This is a genomic window from Pseudoalteromonas sp. DSM 26666 (genome assembly GCF_900116475.1).
In the GTDB taxonomy this organism is placed as follows: domain Bacteria; phylum Pseudomonadota; class Gammaproteobacteria; order Enterobacterales; family Alteromonadaceae; genus Pseudoalteromonas; species Pseudoalteromonas tetraodonis.
Window position 1 is genome coordinate 265,100 of the sequence record NZ_FPAR01000001.1, and the last position, 26,598, is coordinate 291,697.

24 protein-coding genes are annotated in these 26,598 nt (G+C 39.1%); 16 read left to right on the forward strand and 8 right to left on the reverse strand.

Features of this window, described 5'->3' with window-relative positions; all coding sequences use genetic code 11:
* Positions 1 to 50: 50 nt before the first annotated feature.
* On the reverse strand, positions 51 to 884 hold the full coding sequence (locus BM380_RS01200) for a transporter substrate-binding domain-containing protein (RefSeq protein ID WP_090492428.1): 834 nt from the start codon (positions 882 to 884) through the stop codon (positions 51 to 53).
* Positions 885 to 1,006: 122 nt separating this feature from the next.
* Positions 1,007 to 1,174 carry a hypothetical protein gene (locus BM380_RS18290; RefSeq protein ID WP_007375427.1) on the reverse strand — a complete coding sequence of 56 codons (168 nt, stop codon included), beginning with the start codon at positions 1,172 to 1,174 and terminating at the stop codon, positions 1,007 to 1,009.
* 413 nt (positions 1,175 to 1,587) lie between these two features.
* Here BM380_RS18290 and BM380_RS01205 point away from each other — a divergent pair, with 413 nt between their 5' ends.
* The 6 genes from BM380_RS01205 (at position 1,588) to icd (ending at position 12,216) form a co-directional block, all read left to right on the forward strand.
* Entirely contained in the window at positions 1,588 to 2,523 is a 936-nt protein-coding gene (locus tag BM380_RS01205) for an acetoacetate decarboxylase family protein (protein ID WP_090492430.1), read from the forward strand.
* Between the two features lie 20 nt (positions 2,524 to 2,543).
* Positions 2,544 to 4,793: an NAD(P)-binding protein gene (locus BM380_RS01210; protein ID WP_090492432.1), complete on the forward strand. Its 2,250-nt coding sequence runs from the start codon at positions 2,544 to 2,546 to the stop codon at positions 4,791 to 4,793.
* An 87-nt stretch (positions 4,794 to 4,880) separates the two neighbouring features.
* Positions 4,881 to 7,151 carry a TonB-dependent receptor gene (locus BM380_RS01215; RefSeq protein ID WP_090492433.1) on the forward strand — a complete coding sequence of 757 codons (2,271 nt, stop codon included), beginning with the start codon at positions 4,881 to 4,883 and terminating at the stop codon, positions 7,149 to 7,151.
* Between the two features lie 28 nt (positions 7,152 to 7,179).
* Positions 7,180 to 9,864 carry a 7TM diverse intracellular signaling domain-containing protein gene (locus BM380_RS01220; protein ID WP_090492435.1) on the forward strand — a complete coding sequence of 895 codons (2,685 nt, stop codon included), beginning with the start codon at positions 7,180 to 7,182 and terminating at the stop codon, positions 9,862 to 9,864.
* Positions 9,865 to 9,961: 97 nt separating this feature from the next.
* Entirely contained in the window at positions 9,962 to 10,702 is a 741-nt protein-coding gene (locus BM380_RS01225; protein ID WP_090492438.1) for a glycosyltransferase family 2 protein, read from the forward strand.
* A 263-nt stretch (positions 10,703 to 10,965) separates the two neighbouring features.
* Positions 10,966 to 12,216, forward strand: a complete 1,251-nt coding sequence (gene icd / locus BM380_RS01230; RefSeq protein ID WP_090492440.1) for an NADP-dependent isocitrate dehydrogenase — start codon at positions 10,966 to 10,968, stop codon at positions 12,214 to 12,216.
* Positions 12,217 to 12,227: 11 nt separating this feature from the next.
* Here icd and BM380_RS01235 read toward each other — a convergent pair whose 3' ends face one another.
* On the reverse strand, positions 12,228 to 12,674 hold the full coding sequence (locus tag BM380_RS01235; protein WP_013465068.1) for a hypothetical protein: 447 nt from the start codon (positions 12,672 to 12,674) through the stop codon (positions 12,228 to 12,230).
* Between the two features lie 109 nt (positions 12,675 to 12,783).
* Positions 12,784 to 13,731 carry a LysR family transcriptional regulator gene (locus tag BM380_RS01240; protein ID WP_090492442.1) on the reverse strand — a complete coding sequence of 316 codons (948 nt, stop codon included), beginning with the start codon at positions 13,729 to 13,731 and terminating at the stop codon, positions 12,784 to 12,786.
* Between the two features lie 117 nt (positions 13,732 to 13,848).
* On the opposite strand from BM380_RS01240, the gene aceK reads away from it, so the two are divergent.
* The 4 genes from aceK (at position 13,849) to lepB (ending at position 18,109) form a co-directional block, all read left to right on the forward strand.
* Positions 13,849 to 15,630: a bifunctional isocitrate dehydrogenase kinase/phosphatase gene (gene aceK, locus BM380_RS01245; RefSeq protein WP_090492444.1), complete on the forward strand. Its 1,782-nt coding sequence runs from the start codon at positions 13,849 to 13,851 to the stop codon at positions 15,628 to 15,630.
* Between the two features lie 395 nt (positions 15,631 to 16,025).
* Positions 16,026 to 16,988 (forward strand): zinc-binding dehydrogenase, encoded by a 963-nt coding sequence (locus tag BM380_RS01250; RefSeq protein ID WP_090492446.1) that lies wholly within the window; start codon positions 16,026 to 16,028, stop codon positions 16,986 to 16,988.
* Positions 16,989 to 17,074: 86 nt separating this feature from the next.
* Positions 17,075 to 17,326, forward strand: coding sequence for a DUF2999 family protein (locus tag BM380_RS01255; protein WP_090492448.1), 252 nt, complete (start codon positions 17,075 to 17,077; stop codon positions 17,324 to 17,326).
* Between the two features lie 132 nt (positions 17,327 to 17,458).
* A complete protein-coding gene (gene lepB, locus BM380_RS01260) occupies positions 17,459 to 18,109 on the forward strand; it encodes a signal peptidase I (RefSeq protein ID WP_090492450.1) in 651 nt (216 codons plus the stop codon).
* 74 nt (positions 18,110 to 18,183) lie between these two features.
* Here the strand turns inward: lepB and BM380_RS01265 are convergent, their stop codons facing one another.
* Positions 18,184 to 18,897 (reverse strand): flagellar brake domain-containing protein, encoded by a 714-nt coding sequence (locus BM380_RS01265; RefSeq protein ID WP_036954571.1) that lies wholly within the window; start codon positions 18,895 to 18,897, stop codon positions 18,184 to 18,186.
* 155 nt (positions 18,898 to 19,052) lie between these two features.
* The gene (locus BM380_RS01270) at positions 19,053 to 19,553 is read right to left on the reverse strand and encodes a fasciclin domain-containing protein (RefSeq protein ID WP_090492453.1); all 501 of its coding nucleotides are present in this window, start codon (positions 19,551 to 19,553) and stop codon (positions 19,053 to 19,055) included.
* A 240-nt stretch (positions 19,554 to 19,793) separates the two neighbouring features.
* On the opposite strand from BM380_RS01270, the gene BM380_RS01275 reads away from it, so the two are divergent.
* From BM380_RS01275 to BM380_RS01285, 3 genes are all read left to right on the forward strand, one after another.
* Positions 19,794 to 20,324, forward strand: a complete 531-nt coding sequence (locus BM380_RS01275) for a GlcG/HbpS family heme-binding protein (RefSeq protein ID WP_090492455.1) — start codon at positions 19,794 to 19,796, stop codon at positions 20,322 to 20,324.
* Between the two features lie 58 nt (positions 20,325 to 20,382).
* Positions 20,383 to 20,859: a nucleoside deaminase gene (locus BM380_RS01280; protein ID WP_090492456.1), complete on the forward strand. Its 477-nt coding sequence runs from the start codon at positions 20,383 to 20,385 to the stop codon at positions 20,857 to 20,859.
* Positions 20,860 to 20,950: 91 nt separating this feature from the next.
* On the forward strand, positions 20,951 to 21,472 hold the full coding sequence (locus BM380_RS01285; protein ID WP_090492458.1) for a DUF2937 family protein: 522 nt from the start codon (positions 20,951 to 20,953) through the stop codon (positions 21,470 to 21,472).
* 14 nt (positions 21,473 to 21,486) lie between these two features.
* Here BM380_RS01285 and BM380_RS01290 read toward each other — a convergent pair whose 3' ends face one another.
* Complete coding sequence (locus tag BM380_RS01290) at positions 21,487 to 22,029, reverse strand: Tll0287-like domain-containing protein (protein ID WP_090492461.1); 543 nt, start codon at positions 22,027 to 22,029, stop codon at positions 21,487 to 21,489.
* Between the two features lie 135 nt (positions 22,030 to 22,164).
* Between BM380_RS01290 and BM380_RS18295 the strand changes: the two genes are divergently transcribed.
* On the forward strand, positions 22,165 to 22,338 hold the full coding sequence (locus BM380_RS18295) for a hypothetical protein (RefSeq protein WP_175527437.1): 174 nt from the start codon (positions 22,165 to 22,167) through the stop codon (positions 22,336 to 22,338).
* A 224-nt stretch (positions 22,339 to 22,562) separates the two neighbouring features.
* Positions 22,563 to 23,204, forward strand: coding sequence for a hypothetical protein (locus tag BM380_RS01295; RefSeq protein WP_254772042.1), 642 nt, complete (start codon positions 22,563 to 22,565; stop codon positions 23,202 to 23,204).
* 113 nt (positions 23,205 to 23,317) lie between these two features.
* Here BM380_RS01295 and metG read toward each other — a convergent pair whose 3' ends face one another.
* Positions 23,318 to 25,342 carry a methionine--tRNA ligase gene (gene metG, locus BM380_RS01300; RefSeq protein ID WP_013465054.1) on the reverse strand — a complete coding sequence of 675 codons (2,025 nt, stop codon included), beginning with the start codon at positions 25,340 to 25,342 and terminating at the stop codon, positions 23,318 to 23,320.
* Positions 25,343 to 25,519: 177 nt separating this feature from the next.
* Here metG and apbC point away from each other — a divergent pair, with 177 nt between their 5' ends.
* Positions 25,520 to 26,596 (forward strand): iron-sulfur cluster carrier protein ApbC, encoded by a 1,077-nt coding sequence (apbC, locus tag BM380_RS01305; RefSeq protein WP_090492465.1) that lies wholly within the window; start codon positions 25,520 to 25,522, stop codon positions 26,594 to 26,596.
* Positions 26,597 to 26,598 lie beyond the last annotated feature (2 nt).

The following is a 26,598-nucleotide window of genomic DNA, read 5'->3' on the forward strand; positions in this document are numbered from 1 at the left end:
GACTATTTTAAAAAAGCTAAGCGCTAATTAGTAATACGCTTAGCTTTTTATTATTGTAAATGTGCTTCTAATTTGGGTTTTAAATGACTTGGTAACCACCGAGTTAATATCTGTTTATAGTTTTCAGTCTGCTTAATCAGTTTGAGTTGTTGATTAAGCGTAGCAATATCCTCTGCACCTTGCTCGTTTTTAGTACAGCCAATGTAACCGTAACTTATTTCTGGTGCTTCAGTGAGCATCCGCTGGGTTAAATTATCAGTAAACCCCATTGTTTTTGCTAAATAATAATGTTCACTTGGGTAACCTAATAAAATATCAATTCTTTTAAGGTTAAGCATATATGTTAACGTACTGAGGGTATCGCGGGTTGGTCGAATGACCAGATTTATACCGGGTGTGGTGTTGATTATTTTATCAATTTCACTGCCATAGGAGCGATTCATAGATACACCTAAGGTAAGCTTTTTATTAACTAATAAATTGGTTAATGACACCGGTTTAGCGTCTTCAATCTCAAGCGCACTACTTAGCTTGGTATGCATGGCAATTGATGGCGAAAGCCCTGCTGTAGAGCTTTGATGTGTGAAATAAACACGCTCTTCGCGGTATTTATTCTTATAGAGCGACAAAGCACAAGCATTAGACTGCAGGTTTGCGAGTTCCTGAATCACTTTACCTGAGGGGATGATCACTCTTTCAAAAGTAATATGCGGCAGCTGCTGTTCTAAAAGCGAAATAATACTTTCGTCACGACCTTGGGATTTGTTCGGCCCGCTTATAATGTAGTAGGGCGCAAAATCATGTGTTAACCATTTTATTGTTCTAGCATTACACTTTGTGCATAAAAATACACAGACTAACAGTATTAACCACGAAAACCGCATTTGCACTACAACGAATAAATAAACAAGGATTTAAGTGTAGTCAATAATACACCAAAAAGTAAAATGCCAGCTTCACGCTGGCATTTAGATTTATTTATAAGTGTTTAACTTATCAATAATAATTAGCTGGCTTTGAGCCACTTTACAAATTGACGTGCATCACTTGCTTTTTGAAACAATGCATTTTTCAAACCTTGTGTATCGCTAAAGATTACACGATGTTTGTTAACCGAAATTGATTGCACTGGATGTGCTATTTGGATCATAGATCCGTTATATTTGTATGACATAATAAAACTCACTTTATTTTTGTTATTTATTCTGGGCTTTTTCTTAAAGCACATTACAGATAATAAATAATCTAATTGTGTTTAGCTTCATTACAGTGTTGACGATCTTTATGACACTTTTACGATGATATTAAAAATAAATCATCAAGGTATTAATAGGGGTTCTCGCCGTACAATAACTTAGCTTTTGAATATACGTTTTGCGGGGCTTACTGGATCAGGGTAAAGAGGTTAACCGCTAGGGCTTTTTATAGCCAAGAAGCGATACTACTTCACAACATTTTACTTTGCAAGCAATTTATTAAAATACTTTGAATCGAGTGGAATTCACATATAGCCATAAATATTAATTCGCAAAGGTCAACAGACCCTAATATATCTGACTATACTCAGTTTTTAACTGAGGGGGTCAAATGAGCTCACTATCTACGCCATATCAACATTTTTTATCTAATCCAATAGCAAAGCCGCCTTGTCGTATGCACAATGCGAATATGTATGGTTTTTTTGCTGAGATAGAATTAGCTAAATCACAAAGATATATTGATTCAACGCTAAACGTAGGCGTTAAAGGGAATATTCGTTTTAAAATACTTGGCGAGTTTGCACTTATTACATTTACAGATATTGAAAAAATAGCCTCAATGACACCGCCTTTCGATCAGCATGGTTGGATGCAAGAAACAGATATTATCATCTGGTTGCCTGTCGCTAAAGTTGAAGATGAGGATATAACCTACCTATATTGGTATCCTGCATTTATCTGCGTTAATAACATTTATGCACTCATAAATGGTCGCGAAACGTGGGGCTATAATAAATATTTATGTGATTACATTATGCCCGAGTGTGTAACTGAGCTTTCGAATTTTTCACTATCTTTAGAATGCTTTGATCATTTTTCGCCTGAATCAAAGCTGCAAATGCATGAGTTATTTACAATTACAATAAATTCTCAGGGGCACGAAAATGACTTTTTCTCTGTCCTAGATGATTTTGGCGAGCAAGTAGCAAATTTGTTTTCTCGTAAACATTTAGGCATTGATTTGTCATTATTAAAGCAGCTATTGAGTGGGTTTGTTAATCCACAAATGGATCAAATATTGTTTAAGCAATTTCCCGATGGCAGTAGTGATTCAGCGGTATACCAAAGCGTAATGCACTCACCCTCTATGATAAAAAAAATACATCGCTTTAAATTTTTGAAACCTGAGTTTACGTTACATCTTAATAAATTAGATAGTTTCCCCCTTGCCGATATGTTTGGTCTGAAGTTAGGTAGTCAAGCGCTGCACTTACCATTTTATGTTCAAATGGATTTTGACCAGTTAGCCGCAACTAAGATTTAAATTACTTAGAAGGATTTATCATGGGCCAAGAAAAAATTGTGATAATTGGTGGCGGTGTATCGGCTATGACTGCTGCACTGTATTTAACCGAGCAGCGTGATTGGCAACAGCATCGAACTATTACTGTATACCAACAAGGTTGGCGTTTAGGTGGTAAAGGCGCAAGTGGCCGTAATGCGGCTCGTGGGCAGCGTATTGAAGAGCATGGCTTGCATGTATGGTTTGGTGCTTATGTAAATAGCTTTAAAACAATAGAAACGGTTTACACTCAGTTACAACGCCCAGTCGATTCACCTTTATCTACATGGCAGCAAGCATTAAAGCCGCATAGTTTTATAGCACTAGAAGAATATATTAATGATCAATGGCAAACATGGCCAATAGATTTCCCCTTATTACCTGGAAATCCTGCGGAGGGTAGTTTGGATATTACGCCATGGGACTTTATTAAAATGACCCTAGCTTGGCTAAAAAAGTGGATACTGGATTTACAATTAGCCGCAAAAAAAGCCAATAAAAATATAAAACTGAGCACAAAAAAATCTCGTGATCAGTCTTTATTACGCCATTTACATCAACAAATAGCGGACTTGGTTGATGATACAGAGGAAACTTGGCAACACTTTGCTGATGATATAAAACAATACTCGAGTGAAATAGCCTCTACTCCCAGCTTATTAATAAGTAAATTAAATCAGTTTGCTCACGCTGACAATACATTAAAACCCCAAGTACAAGAGAAAAAAGATGGCCTTGTCATTTGGTATATAGTTAGAAAACTAAAGCGTTGGCTAAATAGCGAAATGATTGAGTTATTAGACAATAATGCGCAGCTTAGACGATTATATATTTGTGCAGACCTTGCTATTGCAATGTTGGTTGGCCTGGTCAAAGACAAAGTATATCGAGATGGGTTTGGGGTCATAAACAAATTTGATTTTAGACAGTGGCTGATAAGAAATGGGGCAAATGAGCATTACAGCGCTAGTTCTGCGCCAATACGGGGATTTTATGATTTAGTATTTGCTTACGCTGATGGAGACATCAGTAAGCCTAATGTTGAAGCCGGTGTTGCATCACTAGCTATGTTACGTATTGCGCTGTGTTATCGCGGTGGCGTCATGTGGAAAATGCAAGCGGGGATGGGCGATGTCATTTTTGCTCCACTGTATGAGCTACTAAAAAAAAGAGGGGTTAAGTTTGAATATTTCCATCAATTGCAAAACCTGGAACCCAGCCTAAATGAGCAGGGTGAACGTTTTGTTGAGGTAATTAAGTTACAGCAACAAGTTACTTTGAAATCAGATGCTGAATATCAACCACTTGTTGATGTGAAAAAACTACCTTGCTGGCCAAGTGAGCCGCTTTATGCGCAAATTAATAGTGAACATGCCGCACTATTAAAACAGCATAATATTAATTTAGAATCTTTTTGGTCTGACTGGCCAGCTCAATATGAAAACCATTTTGGGCAGCCCCTGCCAATAAAAAAATTACGCTACAAAGATGACTTTGACAGGATGATTCTTGGCGTATCTGTTGCCTCACTTGAGCATGTATGCCCTTCGTTATTAGTATGGGATACAAATTTTGCAGCTCAAGCAAAACAAGTCAAAACGGTGGCAACGCAGGCAGCCCAATTATGGCTTAGTAAGACTGACGAGCAATTAGGTTGGCAATATAGGCCACCTAGCAAAGAAGGCCCCATTCTCAGTGGCTTTAGCGAACCATTTGATACATGGGCGGCGATGATGAATTTAATCGACAAAGAGCAATGGCCTATCGATTGTTCTCCTAAAAACATTGCTTACTTTTGCAGTGTTTTTCCTTGTGACTATTACCCGCCACAAAGTGAACATCAATTTGTTTTTCAAGCAAAATCGCAAGTAAAAGCTAATCTTAAAGGTATGCTAGAAAATAACATACAGGCTATTTGGCCATTAGCGTATCAAAATAATCAATTTGACTGGTCTGTTTTGCATGGCTCTCAGTTATCAGGGGATGAACGATTAAATGCTCAATACTGGCGAGTAAATGTGGATCCCAGTGAGCGATATGTACTGTCAGTTGCGGGCTCAAGTCAATATCGTCTGGCAACCGATGAAACACAATTTACCAATCTTTTTATTACCGGTGACTGGATAAAAACAGGCGTTAATGCCGGTTGTGTTGAAGCGGCTGTCATGGCTGGTATGCAAACAGCAAGAGCAATGGTAGGTTACCCACAACACATTAGTGGCGAAGATGCATTTGCAGCCCTCAAACATTAAAATATTATTCATATAACCGTATTATCGATTGATTAGTATATAATTAAACATGCTGTTTACATTTGTCTAGCGTAAAGGTCACAAGAAATGAAAAATAAAGGCAAGCTTCTCAATAAGAAAATAGGGTTGATATGCTTACCAGGCTTTTTACTGCCACTGCAGGCGAAAGTACTTGTAGATGATAAAAGTACGAATGCGCGTAATATGGAAATCATAGAAGTTTATGCGCAAAAAAGAGCGCAAAAAATTGAAGAAGTTGGCATTTCTGTAAGCACCATTAAAGGTAATGATCTTCAAGTACAACACGTTAAAGATTCGACAGAGTTGTCTGTATTTGCTCCTAATCTAAAAATTAGTCAAAACGCAGCGGAAGGCACACCGCCAGCGGTCAACATTCGTGGTGTAGGGCTAGTTGATTACAATACGGCGAATACATCCCCTGTGGCGATGTATGTTGATGACATTGCTGTTGGCTCTGCAAGTAACCAAATTGTTAATTTATTTGATATTGAACAAATTGATATTTTGCGTGGTCCTCAAGGCACTTTATTTGGTCGCAACTCTACTGGGGGCGCTATTTTAATCCGCTCTAAACGCCCTGAGTTTGAACAAAGCGGATACTTAAGTGCTGGTATTGCTAATAACAACGCGACCAGTGTTGATGCTATGTTTAATTCAGCACTTAGTGAAAACACTGCCGTTCGTATAGCGCTTAATCATCGAGATTATGATTATTCCACTAACAATATTTTTGCTGACTCACCGAAGGCTGGCATGCGACAAACGAATGGCCGAGTTTCCTTTTTAGCTGATTTTGACACGGTACAGCTATTGATAAAAGGGCATATTTCCGATTGGGATGGCATAGTACAGCCGGTTGGCAGTATTGGGGTTGTTGCCAATCCACTAACAGGAGAGCGATGCTCGCCAGCGCAAGCGGGTTCAACCAACTGTTTTGATAATTTTGGCTTTAATGATGCCAGTGATGATTTTTATACAGTAAGCGTCAATAATAATTCGCCCCATAAAACAGATGGTAAGGGCATTAGCGCCCATGCTAATTGGCAATTGGACACACATAATGAGCTTGTTTTTTTAAGCAGTTATAACAAATTAAAACGGGACCATGCTTTTAATTGTGATGGCTCTCCCGCACAGTTATGTGAGGGCAACTTAGGGTTAAATACTGATTTGGTGACGCAAGAATTGCGATTGCAATCTCAGTTGGGTGAGCATTTTTTAACGACGGGAATATATTATTCTGATGAGGCTATTCATCAGAATAATGTGAATGATATTTTACGGGACTATCGGGGCATTTTGCCGACAAATTTAACGACTACATTTTTCTATGATAATAAAATAAACACAAAGAGTATGGCTGCGTTTACGCAATTCGATTATCAATTAAACCAACATTGGTTGATCACTGCAGGGCTTCGTTACTCTTATGAATCGCTAAACTACGACTCAGTGTCACAGCTTAATGTTATTTTAGATGTTAACGATTTAACGGGGGTTAAGGTTCCATTTTATCGTGTTCAGGGAGAGCAGTCAGATAATGGCATTTCTGGCCAGTTAGGTGTGAACTTTAAAGTCGATGATTCAACCTACGCCTATTATCGTTTTGCTAATGGCAGCAAAAGCGGAGGCTATAATGGTGGCTTTTTGTCATCACCTGAACAGGCCCAACTTGCTGACTATCAAAAAGAGCGGTTGAACTCACACGAAATCGGATCAAAGTCCTGGTGGCCACAGCGGGGGATTCGATTTAACTGGGCTGCATTTTATTATGATTATAATGATCAACAAGTCTTTATGAATCAGCCTTCAGCATCTGAGCAGAGCCCGCCAATTCAATTATTAGAAAATGTAGCTGACTCGATTATTTACGGCCTAGAGGCTGATCTTGAGTATTGGCTGACCGATAATTTGAATGTTAAGTTTGCTATGGGTTATATACCCCATGCAGAGTTTGAAGAATATGTTGATCCATTAGGGAACGCGTTAACTGATAATCGTTTGCCGTTTACCTCAAAATGGAATCTCAGTGCGGGTATTGATTACACTTTTGAGCTGGCTAATCACCCACTAACAACTCAATTATTAGTTGATTATCAATCCGACTACTATTTTGATCAGAATCAGAACCCCTATGCGATGCAAGACGGCTACAGTATTTTTAACGCTAATATACACTATCAACACGATAACTGGGGGGTTGCCATTTGGGGTAAAAACCTCTTTGGTACTCAATACAGTCACTTAAAATTTGATTTAAGTTCTTTTCTTGGCATGCTTGAAGATTTTAAGGGTGAAGGTCGGCGTTTTGGCTTGGATATTAGTTATCAGTTTTAATTTCGGTTTTTCATTTAAGGTGCGAAGTATGCCAATAAAGGCAGCTCTAAAGCTATTTATATATTGTGTATTTATATGCTTTAGCAATTTAGCAGTGGCAAATGCACTTGAGCCTTTTGCTTATACTTTGAAACAACACGATACTGATTTGTTTAATCAAGGCAGTGTATTTCAAGTAACTAATGGCGCTTTTCCTCGAGACCATAGTGAAATTGAAACCTGGCTTGAAAAAAAGCAACCACAGTCGAGAACAACGTTTTTTGGTGGTAGTTTTTGGTTTGTTATTAAGCTGGAAAACAAAACTGATTTAAATGAACTTGTGTTATATCCATATAACACGCTGCTTTCAAAAATTGAGACGCGTATCTATGATATGTCGAACTTTGGTGAGCCAATAAAGCGCTATGCAACGGGTGGCATTTACCCTAATGAGTTTGCATTTCATTATGGTAATAGAATCGAGCTTACGCCTAATCGGCCCTACATATTAATTGCAAAATTTCAAAGTGAATACTTTTATACCCCACCTAAATTAGTGCTTTCACCTTATGATGATTTTTTTGTGAAAAAAACATCAGACAACATGATTATGCTGCTGTGCTTTGGGGTTGGTATTGCATTAGGTTTATATAATTTTCTTATTTACTTGGGTGATAGAGATAAAACCCATTTATATTACGCCCTGTTTACCGCGTGCTGGGTGTTAGCCTGGAGTCAGTTTTTTCATATACCTGATCAAATTTTTGGTTTTTATAACGCCCATTTTCATTGGCTAGGTTTTACCTTAATTCCCATCACAAATATCTTATTTTTTAACAGCTTACTTAAATTAAAAGAAACGTCCCCTCAATTATCACGGTTATCAATTTACTTAGGCATTATTGCTACCGCAGGTACTCCATTTGCAATCATTTGGCCTGGTTTTGGCTTTATCTGGGCTACTTTAGTTACGGGGGCTACTTTGTGTCTGGGTATGATTGTTGGTATACGAAGTTGGTTAAGTGGCTTTAAGCCCGCTCGCTATTTTGTTTTAGCGTATTTGGCGATGGCCATTCCTAATATGGTCGGCAATTTAACTAATTTAGGGCTAATTGAACCCATAAAGATGGATCTCTATTTACTTGGGCTCATTGGTACCGCACTCGATGCAGTGCTACTTGCTTTTGCCGTGGCAAATAAATTTAGCATTATACACCATGAGAATGTTGAGTTGACTAAAAATTTAGAACACAAAGTACAGTTGCGTACTCAAGAGTTACAACAATTAGCTGAAGAACTTCGTGATGCAAGTGAAGCTAAAAGTCGATTTTTAGCCAATATGAGCCACGAAATTCGCACCCCAATGACATCAATCATTGGTTATGCTGATGGTATTATTTTAGGTGATATACAGCCTCATGAGAGAAACCATGGCATTCGGGTGATTTTGCAAAATAGTCGTCATGTTCTTGGCTTAATTAATGACATTTTGGATATGTCAAAAATTGAGGCTAACCGTCTAGAGATAGAGCTAGTTGAAACGGACTTATTTGCCACTATTGCTGAAATCGAATCGTTATTAGGAAAACAAATTCGTGATAAAGGCTTAAAATTTAAAGTTGATTATCAATTTCCGCTACCGGATTGGATTGTCTCAGATCCAACTCGATTGAGACAAATATTATTAAATTTAGCAACCAATGCGCTTAAATTTACCAGCCAAGGTTATATAAAGCTAACGGTTAGCTGTAATAAAAAACAACTGATTATTAAAGTAAAAGATACGGGAATTGGTATGACCGAAAGTGAGCAAAAAGACTTGTTTACTCCCTTTCATCAAGCTGACTCGTCGATTTCTCGCAAATACGGTGGCACTGGACTTGGGTTAAATATATCAAAAAGCCTAGCAACTAAACTAGATGGCGATATTATGGTTTATTCTGTGCTCGGAAGCGGCAGTGAGTTTTGTTTTACTATGGCACTGCATACAACGTCTCATACAAAATGGGTTAACGCATTTGACGATATTTGTAAGTCACAAAACAAAGAGCTCCCTTTAAATAGTAACCAGCGAAATTTGATTGGTAGGGTACTCGTGGCTGAAGATCACCCAGAAAACCGACAGCTGATTAAGCGTATTTTAGAACGAATGGGTTTAACCGTGGTGGCAGTAGAAAATGGCCGAGATGCCGCGCAAGCGACACTTGATGAACAATTTGATTTGATTTTATTAGATATTCAAATGCCAATTATGGATGGTGAACAAGCAATTAATATTATGCAAGCCACGGGTGTAACGACCCCGATTGTGGCGCTTACCGCCAATACGATGAAGCATGAGGTCGATCGCTATTTAAGACAAGGTTTTACCGATCATATTGCCAAACCTATCGATAGACGGTGTTTTAGCAGTAAAATCGCAAGTTATCTTGATATTGATATATGCGAAAATATTAAGCTGCCTGATGATGAGTTTGCACTGCTCAAGCAAGAATACATTAAAGGATTAAAAAAACAAAAACACACATTACAATCGCAATTTAAGCAGGGTGATATAACCGGTTTTGCACGCAGCGTACATATGATTAAGGGAACGGCAGGGATGTTTGAATGCCAAGCGCTGTATCAACAAGCTGTTGAGTTTGAAAAACGATTAAAATCCGCTAACGCCGTGCTTGATAGACATCAAGTAGAGGCTTTACTCAATACAATTGACGTTATTTTAGAAGCTTAAAACCATACTTTTTAAAGCCTTGTTTCCTGTGTTGTTATGATCTGTTTATAATAGGAAGATAATTTTTAAAATACAGTGTTATTAAAAAGGAAATTTTGTGAAGCTATCTGTTTGTATTATATGTAAAAATGAAAAGGATAAAATTGAGCGTTGTTTAGAGTCAGTAAAGTGGGCAGATGAAATCATTGTACTTGATTCAGGTAGCACTGATGAAACACGTGCTATTGCAAATAAATACACAGATAAAGTATTTGTGCGTGATGACTGGCAAGGGTTTGGTGAGCAAAGACGTAGAGCAGAAGCATTAGCAACTAACGATTGGATTTTTGCAATTGACTGTGATGAAGTTGTCAGTGAGCGTTTAAAGGAAGAAATAATAACGACATTGGCAAAATGCAATGAGAGAAATATTTTAAAGCTTAACCGTTTAACGTATTTTTGTGGCCAATTTATTCGACACAGCGGCTGGTATCCTGATCGTATTGCGCGTATCTACAATAAAAAAATAACAGGTTATAACCAAAACTTAGTGCATGAGTCTGTTGTAATGCTTGATTGTAAACCAATTGAGCTGAAAGAAAATATATTACATTTTCAGCATGAAGATATTTTTGGCTATATGAATAAAAGAAACCATTATGCGCACATAGGTGCAGAGCAAATGGTAAATAAGGGTAAAAAACCATCACTCTTGAAGGCAAGTAGTTCCGCTTTTTTTTCTTTTATCCGCCATTATTTTTTAAGACGTGGCTTTTTAGATGGTAAAGCAGGATTTGTTATTGCGGTTATACAAAGCCAATATAGTTTCAATAAATACTTATTTGCCTATTACAAATAATCTCACTTAGCAGGTTAATTTTATAATCATCCGGTGGCTAAAATTAATCTGCAGTTATGCTCTACTCAGTAATGTTCTATTTGGTCGGGTGTTAAATAAAATGCCTGATGCCACCTTGGTTAAAAAATCGTTCCCTTATTTTTACTAATAGTGAATACCGTGCAGTTATTCGCTGCGGTGATATCAATTATAAAAATGCAATTACAGACACCTATTAACGAACATGCTTTAATGAAAAGAGGATGTTTTTCTAGGTGTTAACAATGCAATATCAACATATTACTGTGCCAGAAAATGGTGAACATATACTTATTGATGAACAAGGACAGTGGCATATACCCGAACACCCTATTATTGCTTATATTGATGGTGATGGCGTCGGGCTCGATGTCATGCCAGTGATGCGAAAAGTAGTGGATGCCGCCATAGAGCATAGTTATGGCCCAAGACGCAAAATTCATTGGATGCAAGTTTACAATGGTGAGCAAGCTGCCAAGCTTTATGACGGTGATTGGTTCCCTCAAGAAACGATTAATGCAGTACGAGATTGTAAAATCGCGATTAAAGGCCCTTTAACAACACCGCTTGGAGGCGGATTTCGCTCGCTCAATGTCGCGCTTCGCCATGAAATGGATTTGTATGTAAATATGCGAACCATTAAAGGATTTAGTGCATTACCGTCACCATTAAAAAACCCATTTACCACGCATATTACCGTGCTGCGTGATAGCAGTGAAGATGTGTACTCAGGAATTGAGTGGCAAGCGGGCAGTGTTGAAAGTGAAAAAATGCTCGATTTTTTATGTGAAGAAATGGGCGTAACTCGGCTTCGTTTTACCCAAGAGTGTGGTTTAGGTATTAAAAATATCTCTAAAGAGGGATCAGAGCGATTAATACGCTATGCAATTAATTATGCCCTAAAAAATAATAGTGAATCACTCACTTTAGTTCACAAAGGCAATGTACTTAAGTTTACCGATGGCGCATTTAAGCGCTGGGGATTTGCGCTGGCCAAACGTGAATACGCTGCCGTTGAGCATCAAAACGGGCGCTGGCTTGAAATACAACGTGCTGATTTACCGCCGCTGGTTATTAAAGAAGTGATTGCCGATAATATGCTTCAGCAGTGTTTAATGGATCCTGCTCAATTTGATGTGGTGGCCACCACTAATCAAAACGGAGACTTTTTAGCCGATATGCTCAGTGCACAAGTCGGTGGAGTAGGGATTATGCCGGCAGCAAACTTAAATACCGAAGTTGCGTTTTTTGAACCCACACATGGTACATTTGAGCGCATAGCAGGACAAGATAAGGCAAATCCGAGCAGTAGCTTATTGAGTGCGGTGTTAATGCTTAAGTTTATGGGATGGAGTGAGGCTGCTTATTTAATTGAAAACGCGCTTGAAAGCACATTTGCCAGTGGACAGGTTACATTTGATTTAGCTCAATCAAATCATAACTCGACAACCTTAAGTTGCAAACAATTTGCCAACAAGGTTATCGAGCACTTTTAAAGGGCAGCATTTTACGCTGCAGAGGCGTTAGCTGTTTGCTCGCGATGAACGCATGGACGCTCTGTCAGCTCTGCAGCTCTGTGGTAAAGTTTATGGGCGCTTGGCTCATCACAGAGTGTGCCACTAAGCGTATCCATTAAAGCAACCACGATAATCGCAGGCACTTGGCAACAGTATTCATCTAAAACGGCTGCGGTTGTTTGTGCATCTACATGACAATGTGGATGACTCTTACGTTGATATGCATTTAATAAAGTATTCACGTCGAGAATGTCGTTTTCTTGGTGTTTTGTTTTACGACATGCACACCCAAACTCATCAACTAGCGTGGCTAACGCTTGGTAAACGTGTTGCGTTTGAAGTGTTGTTTTACGACACAATTGTTGTTCAATGAATTGATGTAAATTTGCATCAATGAATAATCCGTCTTGTTGTGTGAAGCTTGCTGATGTTTGCATAATTATTACTCTTAGTTTGTTGGCTTAACTTCACTCTAGCGCTAAGTGTAATATTAATGAAATTGTTGTTTTCAATAACTGATATTGATTTGATCAATATTTTAATTCTTTACCTATCAATCACTGTATTTGCAAACGCCAACAACTCGCGTCTAAGCCATTGGTGCGCTGGTGTATGATGTAATAACGGGCTCCATATCATTTTTATTTCTATGGGGACGATTTGAAATGGCACAGGGCTAATCACTAAATTAGTATGGCTAGTTAAAAGCTTTGCTTGACGACGCGGAAGGGTTGCAATAAGTTGCTCAGATTGACACAGTAAACTGGCAATCATGTAATGACGAGTAAATACGCGTATTTTACGTGTTTGTTCTAATTGCCATAATGCCTCATCGACCCAGCCTAATTTTTGTTTACCTGATTTATTGGTTACAGCGGGTTCGGGGCCCCAGCCGGCTCGATTAACCCAAATATGTTCACTTTTTAAGTATTGGTCTAAGTTTGCATCGTTTAAAAATGGATTATGTGGATGGGTTAAACAACAGTAGTTATCTCGCCATACAGTAGCTTGATGAAAAGAGCGCGGCAGACCATTAAAACGGTTTATTGCCAAATCGATAGTGCCTTTTTCCATATCCTGTAGGTTCACGTCGCTGGGGCTAAGTACATCGAAGTCAATGCCCGGATTTTTAGCTAGCTGCTCGCAAATAAAGGGGGCAATTAGCGTCGATTCTATATAATCGTTTGCCATAATACGAAACGTCACGTGGGCGGTAGCCGGATTAAACTGCTCACTGGGCTGCGTGATCTCTTCTGCCATTTTTAACAGCGCTTCAATTTCGGGCTTAAGGGCAATGGCTTTAGCTGTTGGGGTCATGGAGCCAGCTGCACGAACAAGCAAAGGATCGTCAAATAAGTCTCTTAGGCGTTTTAACGCATTGCTCATAGCCGGTTGTGTTAATGCGAGTTTATTGGCCGCTTTAGACACACTTTTTTCATCTATTAATACATTTAAATAGACGAGTAGGTTGAGATCGACATTTCTTATATTCATATGATCAATTTTATTTATTTGCTGTATTAATTATCTAAATTAAAGCGTGCTTGCTAAGGTGTAAACCTCTAATAAAAAATAATCAGCATAATTGCTAAAAATAGAAGCGCCTATACTATGCCTAGCACGTCGTTAACGTCTACCCACAATCCTATACAAGAACTCATAGCCACTAAGTTAGCACGCGCTGTATTTGCTGGCTTTGAAGCTATGTTTGCACAGTTCTTAAATATTACCTTAGGGGCACAAAGTCGCTTTGAACAACGCCAATATCATGAGGTGCAAGCGGCAATGCGAGCGCGCTTGCAAGTGTATGAGCGTCAAGTAAAGCAGGTGAGTGAGGCCGTTAAAGTGATTGCCTATGATGAACTAAACTGTCCACAAACATGGCAACGAGCAAAAAATATTTATGGCGAAATGGTTAAAGAGCATGAAAACCAGCCAATTGCACATACGTTTTTTAATTCTACTTTTGGCGCTATTTGGGATGATAAAAAAATTCGTACGGTGCATTTATTTGTCTTAAAAGCAAAGTACCGGGGGCAACCACGTTCTTATGAAGGGCTTGTGAGTCGTATTTCCTTAAAAGAAGGCTTTGATAGCGCAGTTAAAACTTTAGTCAATGAACAAGTGTTTAGAGTGCCATTTAAAAATTTAAACGAGGACTTAGCTAAACTACAAGCAACGTTAACCCAAGGGGCGCAGCAACAATGCAGACAAGTGTATGAGCTAATAAGTTTAAATGACGGCTATATTGAGTACGCCAATTCACACTTTTACCGAAATAAAGCGTGTTATGTAATAGGACGATGTATTGCTAAAAATGGCGATAATATGCCCTTTGCAATAGCCATTTTAAATACCCCTGACGGGCTTACAATTGATGCTGTGATGATGGGCGCTGATCAGCTGAGCTTGTTATTTGGCTTTGCGCGCACGTACTTTATGGTAGATACCGACCAACCTGCAAGGTATGTAGATTACTTAAGTGTGTTAATGCCTCACAAACAACGGTTTGAATTGTTTAATGCGATAGGTTTTATTAAACATGCGAAAACAGAATTTTATCGCTATAAGGTGGATACGACTAAAAGTAGCCCCGAGCAATATAAATATCATTTAGCGCCAGGTACACCAGGTATGGTGATGCTTGTTTTTACAATTGATGGCCTAGACTATGTGTACAAAGTAATAAAAGATAAATTTAGTGCACCAAAAACAGCGACAAAACAGCAGGTAAAAGATAAATATAACTTTGTAAAACAGGCTGATAGAGTAGGGCGATTAGTTGATACTCATGAATTTAGATACCTAGCCTTTGATTTAAGTCGTTTTAGTAATGAACTGCTTACTGAAATGAAAAAACACATTGGTGATAGCTTAATTATTTCGGGTAAAGCGTTAATACTCAAACATGTCTATGTTGAGCGAAAAATGACACCGCTTAATTTATATATCGGTCAATGTACCAGTAAATCACTGCAGCAGGTGATGGTTGATTATGGTAAAGCGATTAAAGAGCTTGCCAGTGCTAATATTTTTGCCGGTGACATGCTAATGAAAAACTTTGGTGTGACACGTTGGGGGCGAGTGGTGTTTTATGATTACGATGAAATTTGCCCTCTTACTGATTGTAATTTTAGAGAAGTGCCAAATACTGACAACGCGTTAGAGGAAATAAGCTCACATTCTTATTTTGATATAGACCAAAATGATATATTCCCGAGTCAATTTAAGGTGTTTTTTAGTGCCAGCAGCAGTGCCTTTAGCCATTTTAATCATTATCATAATGATTTATTTACGGCAAAGTACTGGCAAATGACTCAGCAAGGTATTGAGCAAGGTCAGCTTCCTGATGTATATCCTTATAAACAAAGCTGGCGCTTTAATAATTTATAGTTTTGTTTATCTTTCAAGGTTAAATTTGAAGTTGTGTTTTTAGGCAAGGCTTCCCCTGCAATTGCTGATAACGCAGCATAAATGCAGAAAATGTACTGCCCAACGAGTTCGGTCTAAATTGAACAAAGGTTAGTCCACAAAGGCCAATAAACTGATTAAATCAGCACTGAATTTTTGTGCTTAAGGCGCTGTTAACTCCAAAAGGAGTATTATGAGTTTAAATTAGTTGGCTTCGCTTTTTTGTCAGGCTTTGTGTTTGCCAGTGCTAAAACCCCGAGGTTACATCAATAAAATTACTAACCACTACACACTTTAAATATATTACACAGAAAATAACGAGTTAGTTGAAGCCGAAGTATGGCGAAAATCAAATAGAATAAAATACGAGGAGATTTATGCAGTACATTTCACATCAAGATCAGCAGTTAGCGTTTGAACAAACCGACAAGCCGAAGATTAGCAGTAATGAAGTACTGGTAAAAGTAGCAGCGATTGGCGTTAACCGCGCCGATTGTATGCAGCGTCAAGGTAAGTATCCTGCTCCTGAAGGGGATAGCCCTATTCTAGGACTCGAATGTGCAGGTACCGTGTGTGAGCTTGGCAGTGAGGTAGACCCTAAATGGCAAGATAAGCGTATTTTTACTCTATGTGCTGGAGGTGCTTACAGTGAATATGTCGCGGTAGATGCGCAGCAATTAATGGAATTGCCAGATAATATTTCTATGGCACAAGGTGCTGCTATTAGTGAAGTGTATTTAACTGCCTTTGGCGCACTCTTTGAGTTAGGAAAACTACAATCAGGGCAAACGGCGCTTATTCATGCCGGTGCCAGTGGCGTAGGCGGAGCGGCTATTCAAATGGCAAAAAGTGCCGGTGCACAGGTGGTAATAACAGCAGGGTCTGATGAAAAATGTGAACACGCTAAAGGCTTGGGTGCTGACCATGTGATTAATTATAAAACCACTGATTTTGTTGAATATATGAAGGCACATAACTTAAGTGCAAACGCTATAGTCGATCCGGTTTCTGGCCGCTATTTGAATAAAAATGCCAAAGTGGCCGCAATGGATTGTCAGATTGTGATGCTCGCATTTTTAGATAGTCGCTTTGCCGAAGTCGATTTTGCACGCTTATTACAAAAGCGCATTTCGTTTCATGCCTCGACATTACGTAATCGCAGTATCGCGTTTAAACGTGCGTTAAGAGATGCATTTGTAGCGCGCTTTTATGATGATATTGCCAATCAGAAATATGACTTTAATATTTATAAAATCATGCCATGGCAACAAGCTAGTGAGGCACATGCCATTTTAGAGGGTAATGAAAACTCAGGTAAAGTTGTATTGTTGGTAGAGTGAAACAAGTAATGCCACAGGGATTAATATTGTTAATCCCTGTATGAGGCCATATACTTTAACAAACTATTTCGATTTTAAGGTTAATAATGAATCCAATTATTGCAATATTAAAAGAGCACAATGTCAGCGATGAAAAAGTAGCGGCATTATTTGAAGCATTTACCCAAAACCCAATGATGGCTATGGCTTTAGTACAAGAGCTGGGTATTCCACCAGAAAAACTTCAGCAATTGATGGCGGTAGTAATGACCCAACCTCATTTAATTAAAGAAGCAACGGATGAATTAGGTTTAGATTTTGCAAAAGTACAAGAAGCGAAAGATAAACTAAATCAGTAGTTTTTTATTGTTAAATATAGGTGTGTCAGCACACCTATATTCCCTCCTTAAACATGTTTTGTTACATACTTGATTGAACTGCTTGCGATTATTTTACTCTGATGAAGTAATTACCCACAGCAGAGTGTACAGATGAATCTAATAACAAAGTTATATAAAAAAAATCGTTCCTTAATCGTATTTATTATTTTAATGAGTGTGTTTCGTAGTGCCGTCGCCGATTGGTACGAAGTACCTACAGGTTCAATGAAACCGACCATTGAAGAAGGCGACCGAATCCTTACCGATAAAATGGCGTATGATTTACGTATACCATTTACGCATTTATCCCTGATAAGATTGGCAGAACCACAAACCGGCGATATTATTGTATTTGATTCTAAAGTGGCGGATAACCGTTTAATAAAACGCGTTATTGGCACACCAGGTGATATAGTTTCATTGCAAAATAACGAATTGACCATTAATGGCGAGAAAGTAAGTTATAGCACTTTAAACGAGAGTATTCGGTGGCTAGATAAAACTGAGCACTTAAAGGGGCATGCTCATACCATACGGCTTACCAAATCGGCAGCAAGCTTAGTGCAGTTTCCGGCAACACCAATAGCAGCAGATCATTATCTGGTTATGGGTGATAACCGCGATAACAGTGCGGATTCGCGGGTCATTGGATTAGTTCCACGTGATGAGTTGCTTGGTCGGGCAGAGCGTGTGATTGTCTCGCTTGATTATGATGATTACTACTTGCCAAGAAGTGACCGGTTTTTGAAGCGTTTAGAATAAAAAACTAACTATTACAATGGCTAAGCAAGATTGGTTAGCCATTGCTGTTTCTGCAGGTAGGATTATTTAAGGCATTAATCAATATCAATCGAGTAAGCTTCTAACAGCTTGTTAAGCTTAACTTGCTCTGAAGCATCAAACTCTATACCAACGCTAAGGCGGTTGCCTTTCATTTGGTTATTCCTAATGTAAGACGTAATAATAACAGGCTCGTTGTCTAATGGAGAAAGTATATGCACAAAAACTTGACGTTTTTTTAGTGCAACAAATCCAGAGCTTACGTGAATAGCAAAGCGACAACCACTCGGAGAAATATCAATAATTAAACCGTGCAATAAGCTTTTATTATCAGCATCAATATCGCCTTTATGTAAACTAATTTTAGCCGGAATGTGTGTAGGCAACCTGCTAGTTTCACGTAATTGTCGGCTTTCAATTTTTTTAGGGTAAGCTAAATAAATTAATCGTTCAGGGCGAAATGAAATCGCTAATATGCTGGTTGAAAAAGCAACACATTCGCCCCGTTCGTCTTCAATGATATAACGTACAATAGCCCCATTACCTTCAACTAAAATGTCGCTGTAATCATTTTTACCTGCTTGAGCAGGGTATTTTAATATTAAATATTTACCGGTGTCGTAGCCGATTAAAGTGAGTTTAAAGCGAACCTGAATGGGATTGTTAAATTGTATATCAATTAGCTTTCCCGGGAGTAAATCGAGGAAAAACTTCTTTTGATCTTCAGTTGGTTTATCTTTAACAGTAGTATTATTTTTATTTGTTTCCACAAACACTTTCTCAATATTAACAGACGCTTAATTATCTTTTAATATAGTGTAAAAATCACTAGTATAAAAGAGGGCATTTAGTAAAAGAAAATAATACTTTGTGCTTGTAATAGTGAGCGGAGTTAGTATTTTACTCCGCTGTGGAGATTAGATTGTTACTCTTTTGGCAACAAAACAGTATCAATGACATGAATCACGCCGTTGATGGCTTTTACATCTGCCATTACTACGTTTGCATTGTTGATCATAACAGAGCCATCATTGGTGGTTACATTCACAGACTGGCCTTGCACGGTCGTTGCACTGTCTAATTTTACAACGTCTGCAGCCATTACTTTACCTGATACCACATGGTAGGTAAGAATTGCAGTTAACTTGTCTTTATTTTCGCTCTTAAGAAGGTTTTCAACGGTACCTGCTGGTAGTTTAGCAAATGCTTCATCAGTTGGCGCAAATACAGTAAAAGGGCCATCTCCTTTTAACGTATCAACGAGGCCTGCCGCTTTGACAGCTGCAACGAGTGTTGAAAAAGAACCATTGGCAGCAGCTACATCAACGATATCTTTTTTCATACCATGATGATCGGCATGAGCTGCTGAAGATAGGGTTAAACTTGCTAATACAAAAGTCAGAACAGACGCTATTTTCTTGAACATGTTACTTTCCTTTAAATTGATTAGTTGTCGGTTAAATGTTACGCCGGGTTGCTAGCTTACGATCATTTTAAAAAAGGGTGGGTCATTGCCTTATCACAATAAAGGTATTTAATAAAAAGCAAAGCCTGCTATTAACCCTCCTAGTGAAAGCTTTTATGAGTAAACACGGTCTGTTTATTTTCAATTTTTTATATCCAGTTCAGCGATATAACGTCATTAATTAACAATAGGAAATAAACCATGAAAAAACGGGCTATTTTTACAGCGCTCATTGCATCACTTTCTTCATTAGCGTCTGTTGCTGGACAAACTGAAATGCAGATAAATACTCATAATCAACAGCTTGAAAATGTGACTATGGTGGCACAATTAACGGGTGAAATGGCACAGCGTATAGTCAATGCAGCGTCTGCAGCGGCGCACAAAGACAATTTAGCTGTATCAATAACCGTTGTGGATGCATCTGGGCAAACGCTGGCAGTACTTCGTGATCATCGTGCCGGTGTTCATACTATTCGTGCCAGTTATAAAAAAGCCTATACCGCCAATTCGCAAAAGCGAGAAACCGCAGTTATAGCAAAAGGCATAAAAGAGGGCACTATTCCAGCAGACCTTCGTTATTTAGATGAAAACATTTTAATATTGGATGGCGGGGTGCCTATTTATATAAACGATACTGTGGTGGGGGCTGTGGGAGTTGGCGGTGCTCATGGCAGTGAGGATGTACGTGTTGCAAAAGCAGGGATCAAAGCGTTATGGTTAGCGCAGTAGAAAAACAGATCACGTTACTAAATATCCCCAAAAGTGATAGTAAAGGAGTTTACAGATTATGAACGAGACTGATTTAGCGCACTTAAAACGCACCGTAGTACTAGCTAAAGAGGCGTTAGAAGCAGGAGATGAACCGTTTGGCTCTGTGCTTATTGATGCTGAAGGAAATGTATGTATGGAAGATCGTAACCGTGTTGCCGGTGGCGATCATACACGTCATCCTGAGTTTGAAATTGCTCGTTGGGCAGCCAACAATATGACCCCTGAGCAACGCGCTGGGGCTACTGTGTATACCTCCGGGGAACATTGCCCTATGTGCGCCGCAGCACACGCATGGGTAGGTTTAGGTCGAATTATGTATGTCAGTTCATCTGCGCAATTAACTAGCTGGCTTAGCGAGCTCAAAATGACTAAGTCGCCGGTTAACCCGTTACCTATTGAAGCGGTTGCTCCTAATGTCGCTGTTTATGGGCCCGTACCAGCACTTGTTGAGCAGGTTCACGCCCTACATCGTCAATTTCACCAAGCAGATTAACAGCGCAGCAGCGCATGGTATTTAGACTAAAGCGACTACCTGTTATAGTTAACGGTATTCACTTTTATTAAACGCAGCACAAGGGATTATTATGATCGTTAACCTGTTCGATAAGTTAATATTTGCTTGCGCTTTTATTGTTTCATTGCAACTACCGCAGCTGAGTGATCATTACCAACAACATTTAGCGGGCTTATACCATGCAACAAAATGGCAAGTCGACGGCTATGCAAAAACGGCCAAGCAATATAACTTTTCTAGCACGCAAGCGATGATAAACCGCCATTTAGCAAACACTGAACCTAGTGTCAGAGCCGATGCAAATCAAAAACAGCAAACATTACTGCAATTTGCCGATTTAAAAAAAGGGATGGCTATTTTTGAACAAGGTAATTTAGTGCAAAAAATGCTGTATATGTTCTCCCCTGAGCGCGTTGACAGATTACAAAGTACACTTGATAACTTTAAGTTAGGTATTCCTTTAACCACGAGTGCAGTGTTGTTTGCATTGGTATTAGCTATTTTATTAAATCAATTACTTATGCTGCCACATACTTTATATGTTAGGCGTAAAAAGCGTATTGCATCCGATGCGGTAAAATTTAATAGCTGATCGTCAATGAGTTATCATTGGTGATTTTCACTGGCCCTTTTAACAACAAATGCGCCACGAATGTCACCCAGTTTAAAATCAGTTGCCTGATCATTAGGGTATAAAGTCGCTATTTTTTTAGAAACTGTGGGGTCAATCTGACTGCCATGACACGCTAAACACGCTTTTTGAGTAGGAATCGCTTTTACAAAATACCAGCCATCCGGTCTTTGCTCTTGATATTCTATGCTTGCTACCGGCTCGCCATTGAGCTTACGTTGTTCAAAGTTTAATAAAACATTTTTGAGCCATGCATCGGGTTGATTATCTGAGTTACGAGTTTTCAAAGCACTGCGGCTAATTTGCCAAGGACTATTGCTATGTTGTGAAGCGATAGCGGGTGCAGCTGTATTACATACACTTATTGCCGCTAGTGGGCCGCTTTGTTTCATAGTACTAACCAGTACCTGTTTTAAATCACTTGAAAATGCCTTAATGGTTTGTCGTGCCTCGTCGGTATTGCTAGCAAAAGCAGCGAATGAAAGAAATAAACTGGAAAAAAGCAAAATAATGCGCATAATACACCTCTAAATATTAGAAGGTTCTAATATACAGGGTGTCAGGTGTTTTTCAAGTAAATCGTTTAGCGTTTAAGCACTTTTTTACTTAAGGTACCGCGCCTAAAATCGATAAACAGTTTCAAGAGAAAAGATATGCACAATAAGCACGATGAGAATAAAATAATAAACCAACAAAATAACCATGATGCTGGTGGACTTAATGTACAAGATCCATTAGCCGCTATTAAAGCAATTCGACTCGAACAGTTAGCGCAATGTCTGCTTAAAACACAAAAAGAAATACAGCAAATGCAAAACAAAAAATAGCCTTGGGCGATAAAAACTTGCTAAGTTAACGTTATTAATTTTAAAGGCTGGATAGTGCAATTAATCCGTTATCTATAAAACATCCGCATCAAATTATTACTTTTATAGCTTGGCTGTGCGCTTTAGCTGTGATGTTAATAGGGCTACTTGCGCCTGAAAATAAACGTGTTTTAATGCTATTGACACTGAGTTCGCTCTGCTTACTTGTGTTTAATAGTGTAACGATGTCAGCTTGGGTATTTAAACGTTTTAAAGACCAACAATTACGCTTTATTGCTCTTTTAGGCAGTGGCGCTTTTATGTTGTGTATCGCGGGTGATGTGGTTAATTTTAATTTACCCCAACACTATTATCGCTATAGTACCTTGATAAAACATGATTACTTAGTGGATTCAATCTTATTTTTTGCACCTGGTTACAGCCTTTTATTTATAGCCTGTGTGTTAGCTTTTAATATAAAACGTCGGGTGTCGTTTATAAAAAGTGCACTTTTTTTTGTTGTTGTGTTGGTGCTAAGTAGTGCGTCGCTCTCTTCTATGTATCTTGAGGGGGCAGGAGATACTATTTTAGCTATGACTGGGGTCTATAGTTTAGTGATAACGGCTGTTGGGCTTATGGGTCTGGTATTAGTTGTTGGCTATGGTGGGATTAACGCACCCAAACCAATAGTGTGGGTGAGCTTAGGACTTTTCCTTGCTGCATTGGCTGATGCCATTATTGGTGCTTTTTGGATTTATGGTAATCAGGGGCAAGGCTTTTACCCTCAAGTGCGCTATATAAACTGGTTTGTGTATATTAGCTCGCAAAGCTTGGTGATTCACTTAGCAAAAGTTGTTGCAGTAATACCAAATCGCAATAATGCTTAATTATTTTTCAGGGAGCAAACCAGAGAATAGCGGCGTTAAAAATTCTCATTAGAATAGCTAAATAACAGGTGAAAAAAAAGCCGCTAAATATTAGCGGCTTTAAGCGATAATAATTACATTACGCGCATACCCGGCTCAGAGCCGTCGTCTGGGTTAAGAATGTAAATTTCTTTACCACCAGGGCCTGCCGCAAGTACCATGCCTTCAGACATTCCAAAACGCATTTTACGTGGTTTAAGGTTAGCAACCATTACCGTTAATTTACCTTCAATGTCTTCTGGTGCGTAAGCCGATTTAATTCCAGCAAACACTTGGCGAGTTTCACCGCCTAAATCAAGGGTTAATTTAAGCAGCTTGTCAGCGCCTTCTACGTGCTCTGCTTTGGCAATTTTAGCAACACGCAGGTCTACCTTTGCAAAGTCATCAAACTCAATCTCTTCGCTAATAGGCTCTTTCGCAAGCGGGCTATTAGGATCGATTTTGTCTTTTTCAGCAACTAAGCTTTCTTTTGATTCTTCAACCATTTTATTCACTTTATCCATTTCTACACGTTGCATTAACGGCTTAAATTTATTGATAGGGTGGTTTACTAACGCTGTTTGCGCACCCTGCCAAGATAATTCATCATTTAAAAAGGCTTCAACATTACTTGCCATGCCAGGTAGCACTGGTTTTAAGTAAGTGATCAACACGCGAAATAGGTTAAGTCCTAGTGAACAAACCTGATGCGCTTCTTCTTGCTTTGACTCATCTTTAATAAGCACCCAAGGCGCGGCATTATCAATGAACTGGTTTGCTTTATCAGCAAGTGCCATGATTTCACGAATTGCACGGCTGTATTCACGGTTCTCGTAATATTCGGTGATTGTCGCTGATGCGTTCTGGAATTCTGCAAGCAATTGAGGTTGCATAACTGTATTGCTCAGCTTACCGTCGAACTTTTTAGTAATAAAACCAGCACAACGACTGGCAATATTCACTACTTTACCCACTAAGTCTGAGTTTACACGTTGTGCAAAATCTTCAAGGTTTAAATCTAAATCGGTAATGCCACTATTAAGTTTAGCTGCGTAGTAGTAACGTAAAAATTCTGGGTCTAGGTTATCTAAATAAGTACGCGCTTTAATAAACGTGCCTTTTGATTTAGACATTTTTGCGCCATTGACCGTAACAAAACCATGGGCGAATACGTTAGTTGGCTTTCTAAATTGAGCGCCTTCTAACATAGCAGGCCAAAATAGGCTGTGGAAATAGATGATGTCTTTACCAATAAAGTGATAAAGCTCAGCGTCTGAACCTTCTTGCCAAAATGCATCAAAGTCGATGCCCTGTTTATCACATAAGTTTTTAAAGCTCGCCATATAACCAATAGGCGCATCTAGCCATACGTAAAAGTATTTACCCGGTGCGTTTGGAATTTCAAAACCAAAATAAGGTGCATCACGGCTAATGTCCCATTGCTGGAGACCATCGGCAAACCACTCATCTAACTTGTTGGCCATTTCTTGTTGAATTGTGCCTGAGTGTAGCCACTCTTTAAGCATGTCTTCAAAGGCGGGTAAGTCAAAAAAGTAATGCTCAGAATCTTTTAAGATAGGCTCAGCACCCGACATAACAGAGCGTGGGTTGATTAGCTCGGTTGGGCTGTAGGTTGCGCCACAGGCATCACAGCTATCCCCGTTCTGATCTTCTGATTTACATGTAGGACACGTGCCAGTAACAAAGCGATCTGGCAGAAAAATGCCTTTTTCTGGATCGAATAACTGTGAAATAGTGTGCTTTTTAATATGGCCTGCATCGTTAAGGCGATTATAAATAAGCTCACTAAATTCTTTATTCTCTTGGCTATGGGTACTGTGGTAATTATCAAATTTGATATTAAAGTCAGCAAAGTCGCGTTGGCGCTCGATACTAACGTTTTTTACCATTTCCTCAGGCGTGATCCCTTGCTTTTGCGCATTAAGCATAATAGGTGTGCCATGAGCATCATCGGCGCACACATAGTATGCTTCGTGGCCTTGTAGTTTTTGAAAACGCGACCAAATATCAGTTTGAATATACTCTAATAAATGCCCTAAATGGGTAGGGCCATTGGCATAAGGTAATGCGCTAGTAATCAGGATCTTTCGCTGTGCCATAATCATTCCGAATTAAGCGTTCCTAGTCAGGAACAGATGAAAATTATTACATTATCGATAAGCAAAGTGATAACAGAGCACACTGCTTATCGATATTTACTAATTGACTGGTGTTAATGCCCTGAATGTTACATAATTCCGTGGCACTTTTCATCAAAGAAACGCTATTTTATTGCTATGTTTGGACTGTCGAAACTATTCTCTGCAAAATCGGTGCAAAAACAACCGATTATTTCTGCTCTAGCGGCCTATCGCAGTGCCGCTTTCGCTGTGGGTATTGAGCAAGATTTCATTGCTGATATCACTCAAAACACCGATAAATCAATTACGGTTAAACTCAATCTCCCTTTTGCGGCGCAATCTGAAATGCCGCATGTGGCTCAATTTTTGACTGAGCGTTTAAAGATTGATGTAAACGTAACGGCTAGTGTTCACCTTAAAGAGGCTGCGAAATTTAAAGCCATTAAACATATTGTTTTAGTCGCCTCAGGCAAAGGTGGGGTGGGTAAATCTACTACGGCCGTTAATCTGGCGGGCTCGCTTAAAAATGAAGGCGCAAAAGTAGGCATACTGGATGCCGACATTTATGGTCCGTCAATTCCTATGTTGTTAGGATTAGTTGGCAGTGAGCCGGTTACAAAAGACAATAAACAATTACAACCGTTTGATGCCAATGGTATTAAAGCGCAATCTATCGGTTTTTTAGTCCCCAGCGATGATGCCACCGTATGGCGCGGCCCAATGGCCTCAGGCGCGCTTAGTCAACTTTTAAATGAAACCGATTGGGGTGAACTTGATTATTTAATTGTAGATATGCCGCCAGGTACCGGTGATATTCAATTAACCATGAGCCAAAAAGTGCCAGCCAGTGGCACCGTGATTGTCACGACGCCACAAGACTTAGCGCTTGCTGATGCGCAAAAGGGTATTGCTATGTTTAATAAAGTAAATGTGCCAGTGCTCGGTTTGATTGAAAATATGAGCCATTACATTTGTGGGCATTGCGGCGAGGCCAACCATGTATTTGGTAAAGACGGTGCACAAAAATTAGCCCTTAAGCATGGTGTGCCTGTGCTTTCGCATATTCCGCTTGCGATTGATATCAGAGAATCCTCTGAGCAAGGTAAGTTGATTGCCGATGATACAGATGCGGTTATTAGCAAAACTTACAGCGCGGCCGCACGATTGATTGCCAGCACGCTTTACTATCAACAACATCACAACGCGATTGACGTTGTGATTACGGAAGATTAAAA

Excerpts from the sequence above, each read along its gene's own strand:
- aceK (WP_090492444.1), top strand. The coding sequence starts at position 13,849 with ATGCCTAGCACGTCGTTAACGTCTACCCACAATCCTATACAAGAACTC.
- BM380_RS01280 (WP_090492456.1), top strand. The coding sequence starts at position 20,383 with ATGAACGAGACTGATTTAGCGCACTTAAAACGCACCGTAGTACTAGCT.
- BM380_RS01210 (WP_090492432.1), top strand. The coding sequence starts at position 2,544 with ATGGGCCAAGAAAAAATTGTGATAATTGGTGGCGGTGTATCGGCTATG.
- BM380_RS01205 (WP_090492430.1), top strand. The coding sequence starts at position 1,588 with ATGAGCTCACTATCTACGCCATATCAACATTTTTTATCTAATCCAATA.
- BM380_RS01255 (WP_090492448.1), top strand. The coding sequence starts at position 17,075 with ATGAATCCAATTATTGCAATATTAAAAGAGCACAATGTCAGCGATGAA.
- BM380_RS01250 (WP_090492446.1), top strand. The coding sequence starts at position 16,026 with ATGCAGTACATTTCACATCAAGATCAGCAGTTAGCGTTTGAACAAACC.
- BM380_RS01220 (WP_090492435.1), top strand. The coding sequence starts at position 7,180 with ATGCCAATAAAGGCAGCTCTAAAGCTATTTATATATTGTGTATTTATA.
- BM380_RS01270 (WP_090492453.1), bottom strand. The coding sequence starts at position 19,553 with ATGTTCAAGAAAATAGCGTCTGTTCTGACTTTTGTATTAGCAAGTTTA.
- BM380_RS18290 (WP_007375427.1), bottom strand. The coding sequence starts at position 1,174 with ATGTCATACAAATATAACGGATCTATGATCCAAATAGCACATCCAGTG.
- BM380_RS01215 (WP_090492433.1), top strand. The coding sequence starts at position 4,881 with ATGAAAAATAAAGGCAAGCTTCTCAATAAGAAAATAGGGTTGATATGC.
- lepB (WP_090492450.1), top strand. The coding sequence starts at position 17,459 with ATGAATCTAATAACAAAGTTATATAAAAAAAATCGTTCCTTAATCGTA.
- BM380_RS01275 (WP_090492455.1), top strand. The coding sequence starts at position 19,794 with ATGAAAAAACGGGCTATTTTTACAGCGCTCATTGCATCACTTTCTTCA.
- metG (WP_013465054.1), bottom strand. The coding sequence starts at position 25,342 with ATGGCACAGCGAAAGATCCTGATTACTAGCGCATTACCTTATGCCAAT.
- BM380_RS01235 (WP_013465068.1), bottom strand. The coding sequence starts at position 12,674 with ATGCAAACATCAGCAAGCTTCACACAACAAGACGGATTATTCATTGAT.
- icd (WP_090492440.1), top strand. The coding sequence starts at position 10,966 with ATGCAATATCAACATATTACTGTGCCAGAAAATGGTGAACATATACTT.
- BM380_RS01240 (WP_090492442.1), bottom strand. The coding sequence starts at position 13,731 with ATGAATATAAGAAATGTCGATCTCAACCTACTCGTCTATTTAAATGTA.
- BM380_RS01285 (WP_090492458.1), top strand. The coding sequence starts at position 20,951 with ATGATCGTTAACCTGTTCGATAAGTTAATATTTGCTTGCGCTTTTATT.
- BM380_RS01295 (WP_254772042.1), top strand. The coding sequence starts at position 22,563 with ATGTCAGCTTGGGTATTTAAACGTTTTAAAGACCAACAATTACGCTTT.
- BM380_RS18295 (WP_175527437.1), top strand. The coding sequence starts at position 22,165 with ATGCACAATAAGCACGATGAGAATAAAATAATAAACCAACAAAATAAC.
- BM380_RS01290 (WP_090492461.1), bottom strand. The coding sequence starts at position 22,029 with ATGCGCATTATTTTGCTTTTTTCCAGTTTATTTCTTTCATTCGCTGCT.
- apbC (WP_090492465.1), top strand. The coding sequence starts at position 25,520 with ATGTTTGGACTGTCGAAACTATTCTCTGCAAAATCGGTGCAAAAACAA.
- BM380_RS01200 (WP_090492428.1), bottom strand. The coding sequence starts at position 884 with ATGCGGTTTTCGTGGTTAATACTGTTAGTCTGTGTATTTTTATGCACA.